The 13,970-nt window shown below is 65.8% G+C and carries 12 protein-coding genes; 10 read left to right on the top strand and 2 right to left on the bottom strand.

Annotated features, from left to right (window positions below; all coding sequences use genetic code 11):
* Positions 1-35 precede the first annotated feature (35 nt).
* From yajC to secF, 3 genes are all read left to right on the top strand, one after another.
* The gene (gene yajC / locus BUA41_RS01835) at positions 36-365 is read left to right on the top strand and encodes a preprotein translocase subunit YajC (RefSeq protein ID WP_072819134.1); all 330 of its coding nucleotides are present in this window, start codon (positions 36-38) and stop codon (positions 363-365) included.
* 70 nt (positions 366-435) lie between these two features.
* Positions 436-2,286 (top strand): protein translocase subunit SecD, encoded by a 1,851-nt coding sequence (gene secD, locus BUA41_RS01840; protein ID WP_072819135.1) that lies wholly within the window; start codon positions 436-438, stop codon positions 2,284-2,286.
* Between the two features lie 12 nt (positions 2,287-2,298).
* Entirely contained in the window at positions 2,299-3,207 is a 909-nt protein-coding gene (gene secF, locus BUA41_RS01845; RefSeq protein ID WP_072819136.1) for a protein translocase subunit SecF, read from the top strand.
* 26 nt (positions 3,208-3,233) lie between these two features.
* Here secF and BUA41_RS01850 read toward each other — a convergent pair whose 3' ends face one another.
* Positions 3,234-4,676 carry a sigma-54 interaction domain-containing protein gene (locus BUA41_RS01850; RefSeq protein WP_072819137.1) on the bottom strand — a complete coding sequence of 481 codons (1,443 nt, stop codon included), beginning with the start codon at positions 4,674-4,676 and terminating at the stop codon, positions 3,234-3,236.
* Between the two features lie 199 nt (positions 4,677-4,875).
* Here BUA41_RS01850 and speB point away from each other — a divergent pair, with 199 nt between their 5' ends.
* From speB to BUA41_RS01870, 4 genes are all read left to right on the top strand, one after another.
* Positions 4,876-5,829 (top strand): agmatinase, encoded by a 954-nt coding sequence (speB, locus tag BUA41_RS01855; RefSeq protein WP_072819138.1) that lies wholly within the window; start codon positions 4,876-4,878, stop codon positions 5,827-5,829.
* A 34-nt stretch (positions 5,830-5,863) separates the two neighbouring features.
* A complete protein-coding gene (locus BUA41_RS01860; RefSeq protein WP_084671043.1) occupies positions 5,864-7,249 on the top strand; it encodes a YjiH family protein in 1,386 nt (461 codons plus the stop codon).
* A gap of 164 nt (positions 7,250-7,413) precedes the next feature.
* Positions 7,414-9,021, top strand: a complete 1,608-nt coding sequence (locus BUA41_RS01865) for a 5-guanidino-2-oxopentanoate decarboxylase (RefSeq protein ID WP_072819139.1) — start codon at positions 7,414-7,416, stop codon at positions 9,019-9,021.
* Positions 9,022-9,056: 35 nt separating this feature from the next.
* Positions 9,057-10,517, top strand: coding sequence for an aldehyde dehydrogenase family protein (locus BUA41_RS01870; protein ID WP_072819140.1), 1,461 nt, complete (start codon positions 9,057-9,059; stop codon positions 10,515-10,517).
* Positions 10,518-10,586: 69 nt separating this feature from the next.
* Here the strand turns inward: BUA41_RS01870 and BUA41_RS01875 are convergent, their stop codons facing one another.
* On the bottom strand, positions 10,587-11,381 hold the full coding sequence (locus tag BUA41_RS01875; protein ID WP_072819143.1) for an inositol monophosphatase family protein: 795 nt from the start codon (positions 11,379-11,381) through the stop codon (positions 10,587-10,589).
* A 159-nt stretch (positions 11,382-11,540) separates the two neighbouring features.
* Here BUA41_RS01875 and BUA41_RS01880 point away from each other — a divergent pair, with 159 nt between their 5' ends.
* The 3 genes from BUA41_RS01880 (at position 11,541) to BUA41_RS01890 (ending at position 13,952) form a co-directional block, all read left to right on the top strand.
* Positions 11,541-12,320: an RNA methyltransferase gene (locus tag BUA41_RS01880; protein ID WP_072819145.1), complete on the top strand. Its 780-nt coding sequence runs from the start codon at positions 11,541-11,543 to the stop codon at positions 12,318-12,320.
* 112 nt (positions 12,321-12,432) lie between these two features.
* Positions 12,433-13,350, top strand: coding sequence for a serine O-acetyltransferase (gene cysE / locus BUA41_RS01885; protein ID WP_072819148.1), 918 nt, complete (start codon positions 12,433-12,435; stop codon positions 13,348-13,350).
* A 131-nt stretch (positions 13,351-13,481) separates the two neighbouring features.
* Entirely contained in the window at positions 13,482-13,952 is a 471-nt protein-coding gene (locus BUA41_RS01890) for a Fe-S cluster assembly transcription factor (protein WP_072819150.1), read from the top strand.
* Positions 13,953-13,970 lie beyond the last annotated feature (18 nt).

A 13,970-nucleotide genomic window follows, 5' to 3' on the forward strand; every position in this document is an offset into this window, starting at 1 on the left:
GCAATCTTTGAAACCTTGTCCGGAGACCTCAACCCATGCTGGATTTCTTCATTTCCCAGGCCCACGCCGAAGGTGGCGCACCTGCGGGCGGCGGCATCGCCCAGATCGTGATGCTGGTCGGCTTCGTGCTGATCTTCTACTTCCTGCTGTGGCGCCCGCAGTCCAAGCGCGCCAAGCAGCACAAGCAACTCATCAGCAGTCTCTCCAAGGGCGACGAGATCGTGATCGGCGGTGGCCTGATCGGCCGCATCACCAAGGTCACCGATGACTTCATCTCCATGGAGATCGCCGAGGGCACCGAAGTCAGCGTGCAGAAGAACGCCGTCGCTGCGGTACTGCCCAAGGGCACCCTGAAGTCCATCTGATTCCGCCTTCACGCTGCCGATGCCCCGTCGGCAGCGTCTTCATCGCGTCAGCAACAAGGACCGGGCTTCCATGCTCAACCGTTACCCCCTGTGGAAGTATCTGCTGATACTCATCGTGCTCGTGGTTGGGCTGATCTACGCCCTGCCCAATCTCTATCCCGAGGACCCCGCCGTCCAGATCAGCAGCTCGCGCAGCAACGTCACCCTCGACGAATCCCGGCTCGATCGGCTGCGCAACGCCCTCGACGAGGCCGGCATCGACATCAAGGGCATCGACCCGCAAGCCAACGGTGCCTTGATTCGTCTGACCGATGCGGACGAGCAGCTCGAGGCACGCAACATCGTCAACGAGACCCTCGGCGACGAATTCACCGTGGCCCTCAACCTGGCGGAATCGACGCCGGCCTGGCTCGAGAGCCTGGGCGCCGCGCCCATGAACCTGGGGCTCGACCTGCGGGGCGGCGTGCACTTCGCCCTGGAAGTGGACATGGAAGCCGCCCTCACCCAGCGTCTCGAGGTCAATGCCAGCGCCATGCGGGAAAGCCTGCGGGACGAACGCATCCGCTACCGGGACACCACCGTCGAGGGGCGCACCCTGACGCTGACCTTCGCCAGCGAAGAGGACCGCAGCGAGGCCCGGAACATCATCCGTCGCGAATTCCCCGACTTCCAGTACGAGAATCGCGACGCCGGGCGCGGTGCGGTGCTGGCGATGACACTGACCGAGCAGCAGGTCAGCGAGATCCAGGACTACGCGATCAACCAAAACCTCACCACGCTGCGCAATCGCGTCAACGAACTGGGGGTCGCCGAGCCGCTGGTACAGCGCCAGGGGCCCAGCCGCATCGTCGTCGAACTGCCCGGGGTCCAGGATACCGCCGCCGCCAAGCGCGTGGTGGGCGCCACCGCCAATCTGGAGTTCCGCCTCGAGGCGCGCCCGGACACCCCGGCAAACGAGACCGAGACGCTCCCCTTCCGCAACAACGAGAATCGCACCGCCGAGCTGATGCGCGACGTCATCATCACCGGCGACAGCGTTTCCAGCGCCAGCCGCAGCTTCGACGAGAACGGACGCCCCCAGGTCAACATCAACCTGGACGGCACCGGCGGCACGCTGATGAACCGAGCGACACGTTCGAACATCGGCCGGTCCATGGCGGTCATCTACATCGACAACCAGACGCGCACGCGCACGGTGATGAAGGATGGCGAGCAGGTCGAGGAGCGCATTCCCTATACCGAGCGCGGCATCATCAGCCTGGCCACCATCCAGAGCGCCCTGGGCAACAGCTTCCGCATCACCGGACTGGACTCCCCCACCGAAGCCGAGGAATTGGCCCTGCTGCTGCGTTCAGGCTCCCTGGCCGCCCCCATCTACTTCGTCGCCGAACGCACCATCGGCCCGAGCCTGGGCAAGGCCAACATCGAGCAGGGCATCCTCTCCGTCGAGATCGGCATGCTGCTGGTGGTGGCCTTCATGCTGATCCGCTACAAGGCCTTCGGCGTGGTCGCCAACCTGGCCCTGGTGACCAACCTGGTGCTGCTGCTGGCGGCCCTGTCGATGCTCGGCGCCACCCTGACCCTGCCGGGCATCGCCGGCATCGTGCTGACCCTGGGGATGGCGGTGGATGCCAACGTGCTGATCTTCGAGCGCATACGCGAGGAGCTGCGTGCCAGGATGCCGATCCAGCAGGCGATCCATGCCGGCTACGAGCGTGCCTTCACCTCGATCATCGATGGCAACCTGACCACCCTGCTGGTGGCGGTGATCCTGTTCTCGATCGGCACCGGGCCGGTGAAGGGCTTCGCCGTGACCCTGTCGCTCGGCATCCTGACCTCGATGTTCACCGGCATCCTGGTCTCCCGGGCGATGGTCAACCTGACCATCGGCGGCAAACCGATCAAGAAACTCTGGATTTGAGAGGCTAACGCGATGCGACAGTTCGATTTCATGGGCAAGCGCCGCTATGCCTTCATTGCGTCCGGTGTCCTGCTGCTGGTGTCGGTGCTGACCCTGCTGTTCCAGCAACTCAACCTGGGGCTGGACTTCACCGGCGGCACCCTGGTCGAGGTACGCTACGCCAGCGCCCCGGCCCTGGACACGATTCGCCAGCTGCTCGAAGACGCCGGCTTCCGGGACGTCTCGGTACAGACCTTCGGTGCCACCAACGAGATACTGGTGCGCCTGCAGCAGGCCTTCGACCCGAACGTCGGCGATCAAGTCACGGAGATCCTGCGCCAGAGCGGCGAAAGCGTGAACCTGGTGCGCGCCGAGTTCGTCGGGGCCCAGGTCGGCGGGCAACTGCGCGACCAGAGCGGCCTGGGCATGCTGGTGGCGCTGGGCGTGGTGATGCTCTACGTGGCCTTTCGCTTCCAGTACAAGTTCGCCTTCGGCGCTCTGCTGGCGTTGATCCATGACGTGACCATCGTGCTCGGCGTGTTCTCGCTGTTCCAGCTCGAGTTCGACCTGACGGTGCTGGCGGCGATCCTGGCGGTGATCGGCTACTCCCTGAACGACACCATCATCGTCTACGACCGCATTCGCGAAAACATCCGTAAGTCGCGCATCGACGACATGGCGGTGATCTTCAACGACTCGATCAACCAGACCCTGGCCCGCACCCTGGCCACCTCCGGCACCACCCTGCTGGTGCTGCTGGCACTGCTGCTGCTGGGCGGCGACATGATCCACAACTTCGCCCTGGCACTGATCATCGGCGTGATCATCGGTACCTTCTCGTCCGTGTACGTCGCCTCGGCGCTGCTGATCGCGATCAAGCTCGAGCGCGAGGATCTGATCCCGGCGAAGAAGGAGAATGCCGAGGAAGAAGAGCTGCCTTGAGCCACTTCCTTTGCCGATAAGACTCGTCACCCCGCCCCGGCGGGGTGTTGTAAGGTTTTTTGTCCGGCACCGATGCGCAGGCCATGTTTTCTCAGCTTGCGCACCACGCTGGGCTGGCTGATGCCCAGTCGCTCGGCCAGGCCATAGGTGCTGGTGGCCTGGCGGCTCAGCGATTCCAGGATCTGTCGTTCGTGGACCTCCAGGGCCTGCTTGAGGGTTTGCCCCTCTGTCAGCTCCGCCAGGCCGGCGGGAGGGGCGTCGATCGAGGGTCCACGCTGCAGGCCGGCATGCAAGGCGTCGTTGCCCGGGGCCCCGATCACTTCATCCGGCGCCGCCAGCCAGGCACGTTCCATCCAGTTCTCGAGTTCGCGCACATTCCCGGGCCAGTCGCGTCCCATCAGTTCGGGCCACACGCTGGGGTGCAGCACCTTGGTACGCCCATAGCGCCGATTCAGGCGCTCCAGCTGCAATTCCACCAGGCCGGGCACGTCCTCGCGGCGTTCACGCAAGGGCGGTAGCGTCAACGGAATGACGTTGAGCCGGTAGTAGAGGTCGAGACGAAAGGCGCCGCCCTCGACCCGGGCGGCAAGGTCCTGGTTGGTGGCCACCACCAGACGAAAATCCACGCGCCGTGCCTGGGTATCGCCGAGCCGGGTGACCCGTCCATCCTGAATCACCTTGAGCAGCTTGGTCTGCATGGCCAGCGGCAGTTCGCCGATCTCGTCGAGAAACAAAGTGCCGCCATCGGCCATTTCCAGCACGCCAGCCTTGCCCTGGCGAGCCGCGCCGCTGAAGGCCCCGGGCTGATAGCCGAACATTTCCGACTCGAACAGCGCCTCGGGAATGGCGGCGCAATTGACGTCGATGAAGGGGCCGTCGTGGCGCGCGCTCCAGCGGTGCAACTGGCGGGCGAAGGCGGTCTTGCCCACGCCGGACTCGCCAAGCATCAGCACCGTGGCGTCGGTAGGCGCGACCCGCTTGATCAGCAGCGCCACCTCGCGCATGACGCCGCTGCGCACCTCCAGGTTGTCGAGTTCCAGGTCGTCACCCAGGGACGCCGAGCCGCCGCGTTTCAGGTGCTCGCTGAAGCGTCGCTGGAGCAGCGTGTATTCATCCTGGAGCAACTGCAGATCAGTGAGATCCATGGAACGCGAGACGATGCGTTCAAGCTTGCCGTCGACGAATACCGGATGCGCCTCGGCGATCACCCGGCGCCCGGTGCCGGTGTGCTGCATGACCTGCGCCGCCTGCCCGGTACGAATCACCTCCATGGTCACCGAGGGGGATAGCACCCCGCGTTCGACCAGATCCTGCACGGTCGTGGCGCAGAGCTCCTCACTGCTCAATCCGTAGACCGCCGCACTGCCCGGGCTGACGTCGAGAATGCGGCCACTGGCCTCGACGATGAAGAAATGGTCGTGAGCCGTGTCGACGATGGTCTTGAGTACCGCGGTATCGATGTCGCCCATGAACGCTCCCGCGCGATTCACATATGCATCAAACAATACACAGGTGAATCGCCGGACACCAGTGACGATGCACTCATGAATCATTCAGCGCCCGAGCCGCTTCAAGAACAGAACCTTACAAGTTGGCACGTTTCTCGCATGATAAATGCACAACACATCGACAAGGGTGATCGAACCCTTTTTCAAGGAAGCGACCCACATGAGCGACAAGACCCTCAACCAGCCCCTGGGCGGCAACGAGATGCCCCGCTTCGGCGGCCCGGCCACCATGATGCGCCTGCCGACCCAGTCGAGTGCCGCCGGCCTGGACGCGGCATTCATCGGCGTGCCCATGGACATCGGCACTTCCAATCGCCCCGGCACCCGCCTGGGACCGCGCCAGATTCGCGACGAGTCGCGCATGTTGCGCCCCTACAACATGGCGACCCGGGCCGCGCCCTTCGACAGCCTGCAGGTGGCGGACATCGGCGACGTGCCGATCAATACTTTCAACCTGCCCAGGAATCTCGACATCATCACCGACTACTATGATGAGGTGCTCGCCCAGGATTGCGTGCCGCTGACCCTGGGCGGTGATCACACCCTGACCTGGCCGCTGCTGCGGGCCATCGCCAAGAAGCATGGTCCGGTCGGCCTGATCCATGTCGATGCCCACGCCGATGTCAACGAACACATGTTCGGCGAACCCGTGGCCCATGGCTGCCCCTTCCGCCGGGCGCAGGAGGAAGGCCTGCTGGACAGCCGGCGAGTGGTGCAGATCGGCCTGCGCGGCACCGGCTACGCCGCCGACGATTTCGACTGGTGTCGCGAACAGGGATTCCGGGTGGTACAGGCCGAGGAGTGCTGGTACAAGTCGCTGGCCCCCCTGATGGCCGAGGTCCGCGAGCAGATGGGTGACGGCCCGGTGTACATCTCCTTCGATATCGATGGCCTGGACCCCTCGGTGGCGCCCGGCACCGGCACCGTCGAGATGGGCGGCCTCACCGCCCAGCAGGGACTCGAGATCGTGCGTGGCGCCTGGGGGCTGAATGTGGTCGGCGGCGATCTGGTGGAAGTCTCGCCCCCCTACGATCCCAGCGGCAACACGGCACTGATGGGTGCAACGCTGCTCTACGAAATGCTGTGCGTGCTGCCCGGCGTGCAGCGCCGCTAAACCTCAACCCCAGAACAACAAGGGAGTACTTCCCATGGTTTCTCCAGTGGAAACGTCCACGGGTCCCTATGACCTCAAGGGCGGCAAGTTCAGTCGTCGCGGGCTGCTCAAGTTTCTGATCCCCTCTTTGATCGGGATCGGCATGTTCCTGATACCCTTCGCCTCGGGCGAGAGCATCAACATCGGCATGGGGTTCCTGGCCGATGGCCTGAAGGCCCTGCTGGGCGAAGCCCTGCCGCCGCTGGCCGCCCTGATCCTGTGTATCTCCGCAGTGGTGACCGTGCTCGTCAAGCTCACTCGACCGACCTGGCTCAAGGGGTCGCTCAGGGAGCTGTTCGATGTCGATTGGCTGTGGCTCGCCCTGCGGGCGCTGGGCGCCCTCTTCGCGGTCATGACGCTGTTTCAGGTAGGCCCCGGGGTCATCATCGCCTCGACCACCGGCGGCGTGATGCTCAACGATCTGGCGCCGGTGCTGTTGACGTTCTTCTTCTTCGCCGCCCTGCTGCTGCCGTTCCTGGTCGACTTCGGCTTCATGGAGTTCATCGGCAGCCTGGTGCGCAAGCCGTTTCGCATGATCTTCGGCCTGCCGGGACGCAGCGCCATCGATGCCACCGCCTCCTGGATGGGCTCCGGCACCGTGGGCGTGCTGATCACCACCCAGCAGTACGAACAGGGCTACTACAACCAGCGCGAGGCCGCGGCGATCGCCACCAACTTCTCCATCGTCTCCATCGCCTTCGCCCTGCTGGTCGCCTCCTTCATCAAGATCAACCACCTGTTCATCGAGTTCTATCTCACGGTACTGGTCGCCGGCCTGATCGCCGCCGTCATCGTGCCGCGCCTGCCGCCGCTGTCGCGCAAGTCGAACCGCTACCACGAGCCGGTGGGCTGCCAGATCGCCGAGGAGAGCACCGGCGGCATGGGCATCCTGCGCTTCAGCCTGGCCCAGGCCGTGGCCCGGGCCGAGAAGTCGCCGGGGCCGGGCCAGCTGGTCCGCATCGCCCTGTTCAACGTCGCCGACATCTTCTTCGGACTGTTGCCCCTGGTCGTGGCCATCGGCACCGTGGCACTGGTGCTGGCCGAGTTCACGCCGCTGTTCACCTGGCTCTCCTATCCGATGGTGCCGGTCCTGGAGTGGCTGGGGATTCCCGAAGCCCAGGCCGCCGCCCCGGCGACACTGGTCGGCTTCGCCGACATGTTCCTGCCGGCGGTACTGGCCACCAACATCGAGAGCGAGCTGACCCGCTTCGTGATCGCCTGCCTGTCGCTGACCCAGCTGATCTACATGTCGGAAATCGGCGCCCTGCTGCTGAAGTCGAAGATACCGCTCAAGCTGTGGGAACTGCTGGCGATCTTCCTGCTGCGCACCGCGATCACCCTGCCAATCATCGCGTTGATCGCCCACGTCTTCGTGTTTTGAGGAAAAATGCCTGTGCTCGATCATACTGCGTTAAAAATCAGCTCAAGATGCTCATTTACGACTTGTAAACTCCGCTCTTTCGCTGATTTTTGCCTTGTCTGATCTTCGCTCACCGACTTTTCCTTACCTTGGTTTGACCAAGGCAAATGGAGGGACTTGCTTACATGACCTGTGCCGAACTGCTGATCCGCCTGCTGCGCGAACGCTACGATGTCGATACGGTGTTCGGCATCCCCGGGGTGCACACCGTGGAGCTGTACCGCGGGCTGGAGGGAAGCGATATTCGCCATGTCACCCCGCGTCATGAACAGGGCGCGGGCTTCATGGCCGACGGCTACGCCCGGGCCAGCGGCAAGCCGGGGGTCTGCCTGATCATCACCGGCCCCGGCATGACCAACATCGCCACCGCCATGGGCCAGGCGCTCGCCGATTCGATCCCCATGCTGGTGATTTCCAGCGTCAATCGCCGCGACACCCTGGGCCGAGGTCAGGGGCGGCTGCACGAGCTGCCCAGCCAGCAGCAGATGCTGGCCGGGGTGTCGCGCTTCAGCCATACCCTGCTCGACCCCGGCGCCCTGACCGAAGTGCTGGCCCGCGCCTTCGCCATCTTCGCTTCGGCGCGCCCGGGGCCGGTGCATATCGAGATTCCCATCGATCTGTTCGACGCCCCGGTCGAACCGCCAACTGCGTGGCAGGCACCGCGGCTGTTCCGTCCGGCGCCCGACCCCCGGGGCCTGGCGATTGCTGCCGACTGGCTGCACGAAGCGCAGCGCCCGCTGGTCCTGCTCGGCGGCGGCTGCGTGGACGCCCCCGAGGCGGCACGCGCGCTGGTCGAGCGGCTCGATGCCCCCGTGCTGACCACGATCAACGCCAAGGGACTGCTGGGCATCGACCACCCGCTGGACCTGGGCGCCAACGGCGCCCTGGCACCGGCGCGAGAACTGGCCCTGAATGCCGACGTGATTCTCGCCGTAGGCACCGAGCTCGGCGAGACCGATTACGACGTGGTCTTCGATGACGGTTTCGAACTCGCCGGGCGGCTGATTCGCATTGATATCGACCCGCAGCAGCTGGCACGCAACCAGACCGCCAGCCTGGGGCTGGTCGGCGATGCCGCTCGTGCCCTGGAACTGCTGCTCGAGCACCTTCCCCGACCGCTGTCCCGGGAGGGCGCGAAGCGTGCCTGCACCATTCGCGACGCCCTGGCACTGGACACCGACCCGGCCTTCGCCGATTTCGTGCCACTGTTTTCTACCCTTCGCGAGGCCCTGCCCGAGGCGATTCTGGTGGGGGACTCCACCGCCCCGGTGTATGCCGGCAACCATCTGGTCTCGCAATCGGCGCCACGGCGCTTCTTCAATGCCTCCACCGGCTACGGCACCCTCGGCTACGGCCTGCCGGCGGCCCTCGGTGCCGCCCTGGCCAAGCCCGAATTGCCGGTGGTGGCGCTGGTTGGCGATGGCGGCGTGATGTTCACCCTGAGCGAGCTGGCCACCGCCGTGGAGGAGCGCCTGCCGGTGATCGTGGTGCTGTGGCACAACGCCGGCTACGAGGAGATCCGCCGCTACATGGACGCCCACGAGGTGCCCCGGCTGGGTGTCGATCTCCAGGCACCGGACTTTCAGCAGGTCGCCGCCGGGTTCGGCTGCACGTCCCTGCGGGTCGACAGCCCGGCAGCCCTGGCCGAGGCGCTGTGCGGGCGTCCCGATGGGCCGATGCTGGTCGAAGTGGATGCGCGGGCCTGGCACAACGCATTGCAGGCAACCAGCTGACGCTACTTTACGATCATGGTTCTGAAGGAGATTCCATGCAACGCCTCGACCAGCAATTCATCGACAACCAGTGGGTGCCCTCCCGGGGCTCGCGCCGCCTGCCGGTCACCAATCCCTACAGCGAGGAAGTGATCGCCGAGGTCACCGCCGGCGACAGCGCCGACGTGGAGGCGGCCGTGGCCGCGGCACAACGCGCCCTGCCGGGTTGGCGAGCGCTGACGGGGGCGCAGCGGGCCGTCCATCTGGAGGGCTTTGCCCAGGGGCTGACGAAGCGACGTGACGAGCTGATTCGCCTGTCATCGACCAATAACGGCAAGGTGCTGGCCGAGGCGGCGATCGATCTGGACGATGCCATCGCCTGCTATCGCTACTATGCCGGTCAGGCCCGCGCCCTGGATGCGCGCCAGGGAACGCCGGTCACGCTGGAGATGGAAGATGTCGAGGCGCTCGCCTATTTCGATCCGGTCGGCGTGGTGGGGCTGATCACCCCCTGGAATTTCCCGCTGGTGACCAGTGCCTGGAAACTCGCCCCGGCCCTGGCCGCCGGCTGCACGGCGGTCCTCAAGCCCTCGGAGGTCACCCCGCTGCCCGAACAGGTGTTGGCCGAGATCGCCCTGGAAGTCGATCTTCCGCCCGGGGTGTTCAACCTGGTGCATGGCGACGGCGAGGGGGTCGGGGCTCCGCTGGCGTCCCACCGTGATGTCGACAAGGTGTCGTTCACCGGCAGCAACCGGGTCGGCGAGGCGGTGATGCGTGCCGCTGCCGAGGGCAGCCGGGGCATCTCGCTGGAACTGGGCGGCAAGTCCCCGATCCTGGTGATGGACGACGCCGAGGTCGAGCAGGCCGCCGACTACGTGATGGCCGGCCTCTATTTCAACGCCGGCCAGATCTGTTCCGCCACCTCGCGCCTGCTGGTCCATGAACGGATTGCCGAGGCGTTGTACGCGGTGCTGGGCGAGCGCATCGATGCACTGCGGTTCGGCGACCCGCTGGACGAAACCACCGGCATGGGGCCGCTGACCAGCGCCCGACAGCGCGACGCCGTCAACGGCTACCTGGCCATCGCCGCCCGGGAGGGGCTGACGCCGGTGCGCGATTCCCGCGACCGCGAACTGCCCGCCCGGGGCTTCTTCGTCGCCCCCACGCTGTACCGGGACGTGCCCCTCGACAGCCGCCTGTGGCGAGAGGAGATCTTCGGCCCCGTGCTCTGCGGCCATGCCGTGACCAGCGAGCAGGAAGCCATCGAGCTGGCCAACGACAGCGACTTCGGCCTGGCCGCCACCGTGGTCAGCGGCGACCCCGAGCGGGCCAGGCGCATCGGCCGCCAGCTACAGGCCGGCAGCATCTGGTTCAACAGCGAACAACTGGTCCTGCCACAGACCGCCTGGGGTGGCTTCAAGCGCAGTGGCATCGGCCGCGAACTGGGCCCCTGGGGCCTGGCCAGCTATCAGGAGGTCAAGCATGTCATCGGCCCGTCCGCCCAGGTGCCCCCCTGAACGCACGAACCCCCGCTCGACGAGCGGGGGTTCGTGTTCCGATGCGACTGTGCCAGCCCCGGGCACTGCTCAAGCCGGGGCTTTGAGCACCTGTACCATCGCCTTGTACAACCGCGGCCCGGCCGCCATCAGATTGCCTTCGAGCTCTACGCCGGGGGCGCCGTCAGGACCGCCCATCAGCGCCCCGGCCTCCTTGAGCAGCAGGGCGCCGACCAGGCTGTCCTGCTCCTCGAGACCCAGCACCAGTGCCGCATCGGCACGCCCGGAGGCCATCTCGGCGATGTCCAGCAGCGGGCAGCCCGAGGCGGTCAGGGTATCGACCTGAGGGCCAAGACGCTGCACCAGGTGCAGGTAGGTCGGCAGGTGTCGCTCCCGCAGCCAGCTCTCCGGCAGGCCCATGGCGATACGCGTGCCGGCCACGTGGGTGGCCTTGGTCACCCGGATGCGCTTGCCGTTGTGCTGGGCCCCGCGTCCGCGGCTGGCCAGGTATTCGTCGTCGCTGAAGGGGCAGATGATCACCGCATGCTCGGGGCGCCCCTTGACCAGACACACCAGGGACAAGGCGAAGTCGTCGCCGGCCACGCAGAGGTTGGAATAGCCGTGGAAGGGTTCGATCTTCCACAGGATGTCGCGGCCTTCGCCCTCGCCGTCACGATGCGGGGTGAAGCGCCCCGCGACGCCATGTTGCGGATAGCCGCGGGCCAGCTGACGCACGATAAGGGTTTCGGCATTGCGCGCGGTATCCTCCAGCAAGCCTTGGAGGTTGTGATCGCCGTGCGCATTCTCGATACGCTCGCGGACGCGCAGGAATTGTTCGGCAGCACTGCGTGCGGCACGCAGGGCATATTGGACCATCGGATGCATGATCGGGCCTTGGAGAGTCGATGACTGTTAAAGAACGCCACGCATGCTAGCAAAAAGTCGCATGCCGGGCCACGATAATCGCGCCACGCCGCCATCCCCGCGTTGCCGTGATAGACTTCGCGAGTTCCTGTTTTCCCGATTTTCGGATGATCCTTCGCCATGCTCGACCGCCCCTTCTCTCTCGCTCAACTGCGCATCGTCCTCGTCGGCACCAGCCACCCCGGCAATGTCGGCGGCGTGGCCCGGGCCATGAAGAACATGGGGCTTGACGATCTGGCGCTGGTCACGCCACGTTGCGAGGTGCGCACCAGCGAAGCCGTCTCCCGCGCCTCGGGAGCGGACGAACTGGTCGCCGCCGCGCCCGTTCACGACACCCTGGAGAGCGCCGTGGCCGACGCCACCCTGGTGGTGGGTGCCAGCGCGCGTTCGCGAAACCTGCCCTGGCCGATGCTCACGCCGCGACAGCTGGGCGGCTGCCTGGTCGCGGAGCTCACGCCCGCCGATGCCCGGGTGGCACTGGTCTTCGGCCGCGAGGATAGCGGGTTGACCAACAACGAGCTGCAACGCTGCCATCGCCATGTGCACATCCCGACCAACCCGGATTTCAGTTCGCTGAACCTGGCCGCCGCGGTGCAGGTGCTGGCCTATGAATGCCGCCAGGCCTGGCTGCAGGAGGCGCACCCGAGCGAGGCCGAGTCCGCCATGCCCTTCGGGCTCGAATGGGACAGCCCCCTGGCCAGTCATGCCGACCTGGAGCGTTTCTTCGACCATCTGGAGCGTGCATTGATCGCCGTCGAATTTCACGACCCGGCACAACCGCGGCAACTGATGGCCCGGCTGCGTCGCCTTTACCTGCGCGCACGACCCGACCAGATGGAAATCAGCATCCTGCGTGGCATCCTCAGTGCCATGGAGAAGAAAGCCGGCGCTTCCCGCTGACACGAACGAGGGTACCGCAGACACCTTGCAGGGCCGCCCAGGCACCCCAATAATGAGGAATTCGAGCGGCGCGAGAGTCGACTGCCGATCAGCCCCCTACAAGGATTGCTCCATGTTCAGCCGTCTGCGAGAAGACATCAACAGCGTATTCGCGCGCGACCCGGCAGCCCGCAACGTCTTCGAGGTGCTGACCAACTACCCGGGCCTGCACGCCCTGCTCGCGCATCGCCTGAGCCACTGGCTGTGGCAGAAGAACCTCAAATGGCTGGCGCGCACGCTATCGACGCTGTTTCGCTGGCTGACCGGCATCGAAATCCACCCCGGCGCAATGATCGGCCGGCGTTTCTTCATCGACCATGGCTTGGGCGTGGTCATCGGCGAAACCGCCGAAGTGGGGGACGACGTCACCCTCTACCAGGGCGTCACACTGGGGGGGACCAGCTGGAACAAGGGCAAGCGCCACCCCACCCTGGAAGATGGCGTCATCGTCGGCGCGGGCGCCAAGATTCTTGGCCCCTTCACCGTGGGAGCCGGCGCCAAGATAGGCTCCAACGCCGTGGTCACCAAGGCGGTGCCTGCCGGTGCCACGGTGGTCGGCATCCCGGGCAAGATCGTCAAGCGGGCCGACCCGGATGTCGAGGAAGAGCCCCCCTTCGACCCGGAGCGACGCGAGGCGATTCGCCAGAAGTTCGGCTTCGATGCCTACGGCGTGAGTCAGGACATGCCCGACCCGGTGGCCCACTCCATGCAGGCCATGCTCGATCACATGCACGCCGTGGATCAGCGCATCGAGGTGATGTGCGCCACGCTGCGCAAGCTCGACGCCAGCTATCGGGCAGGCCAGCTGCCGGCGTTGCGCGACGAGGACTTCGCGGGGATCCTCGACGAGGCCGACACTCCCTGCCCTCCCAACGAGAAGCGTCCGCCCGAGGAAAGGCCGCCCTCGCCAGACGAGGACGCCTCTGGCGACAGGGTTGCCTCGCCCGAGGCGTCCACGCCTGCTTCCAGACGCGCAGGGAATGAACGCTGAGCATTGGCGGCTATTGTTGACCGTTCTACTCGGTTTTCTCATAATGGCCCCATCCCGTCGAGGTGACCAGCTGGATTGCCACCTTGACGTCATTTCTCGGCCATCCGACCGACTCTCTGCGTTCGACACCTATGCGCCTGACCACGAAAGGACGCTACGCCGTCACTGCCATGCTCGACCTGGCCCTGCATGCCGATCAACGTCCGGTCAGTCTGGCCGACATCGCCCGGCGTCAGGATATCTCGCTGTCGTACCTCGAGCAGCTTTTCGCCAGGTTGCGCCGCTCCGAGCTCGTCACCAGCGTGCGCGGCCCCGGCGGCGGCTACCTTCTGGCCGTGACCCCGGCGGAGGTATCGGTCGCCCGAGTCATCGATGCCGTCGATGAGTCGGTGGATGCCACCCGCTGTCAGGGCCTCGCGGACTGTCAGGGAGGCCGGACCTGCCTGACACATCACCTCTGGAGCGAACTCTCGGCGGAAATCCACGGCTTTCTCGATGGCGTGACGCTCGGGGATCTGATCAACCGCCAGGAGGTGCGCAGCATTGCCGCCCGGCAACGACAGCAGTTCGCCGGCGACACCATCGCCATCGACACGCCTTAACCCAACGCTGCGGAACGA

The organism is Modicisalibacter ilicicola DSM 19980, from assembly GCF_900128925.1.
Lineage (GTDB): Bacteria > Pseudomonadota > Gammaproteobacteria > Pseudomonadales > Halomonadaceae > Modicisalibacter > Modicisalibacter ilicicola.

What these genes read in the sequence shown, in the direction of transcription:
- cysE (WP_072819148.1), top strand. Translation starts at nt 12,433, where the DNA reads ATGTTCAGCCGTCTGCGAGAAGACATCAACAGCGTATTCGCGCGCGAC.
- BUA41_RS01875 (WP_072819143.1), bottom strand. Translation starts at nt 11,381, where the DNA reads ATGCATCCGATGGTCCAATATGCCCTGCGTGCCGCACGCAGTGCTGCC.
- BUA41_RS01870 (WP_072819140.1), top strand. Translation starts at nt 9,057, where the DNA reads ATGCAACGCCTCGACCAGCAATTCATCGACAACCAGTGGGTGCCCTCC.
- BUA41_RS01890 (WP_072819150.1), top strand. Translation starts at nt 13,482, where the DNA reads ATGCGCCTGACCACGAAAGGACGCTACGCCGTCACTGCCATGCTCGAC.
- BUA41_RS01850 (WP_072819137.1), bottom strand. Translation starts at nt 4,676, where the DNA reads ATGGGCGACATCGATACCGCGGTACTCAAGACCATCGTCGACACGGCT.
- BUA41_RS01860 (WP_084671043.1), top strand. Translation starts at nt 5,864, where the DNA reads ATGGTTTCTCCAGTGGAAACGTCCACGGGTCCCTATGACCTCAAGGGC.
- yajC (WP_072819134.1), top strand. Translation starts at nt 36, where the DNA reads ATGCTGGATTTCTTCATTTCCCAGGCCCACGCCGAAGGTGGCGCACCT.
- secD (WP_072819135.1), top strand. Translation starts at nt 436, where the DNA reads ATGCTCAACCGTTACCCCCTGTGGAAGTATCTGCTGATACTCATCGTG.
- BUA41_RS01880 (WP_072819145.1), top strand. Translation starts at nt 11,541, where the DNA reads ATGCTCGACCGCCCCTTCTCTCTCGCTCAACTGCGCATCGTCCTCGTC.
- speB (WP_072819138.1), top strand. Translation starts at nt 4,876, where the DNA reads ATGAGCGACAAGACCCTCAACCAGCCCCTGGGCGGCAACGAGATGCCC.
- BUA41_RS01865 (WP_072819139.1), top strand. Translation starts at nt 7,414, where the DNA reads ATGACCTGTGCCGAACTGCTGATCCGCCTGCTGCGCGAACGCTACGAT.
- secF (WP_072819136.1), top strand. Translation starts at nt 2,299, where the DNA reads ATGCGACAGTTCGATTTCATGGGCAAGCGCCGCTATGCCTTCATTGCG.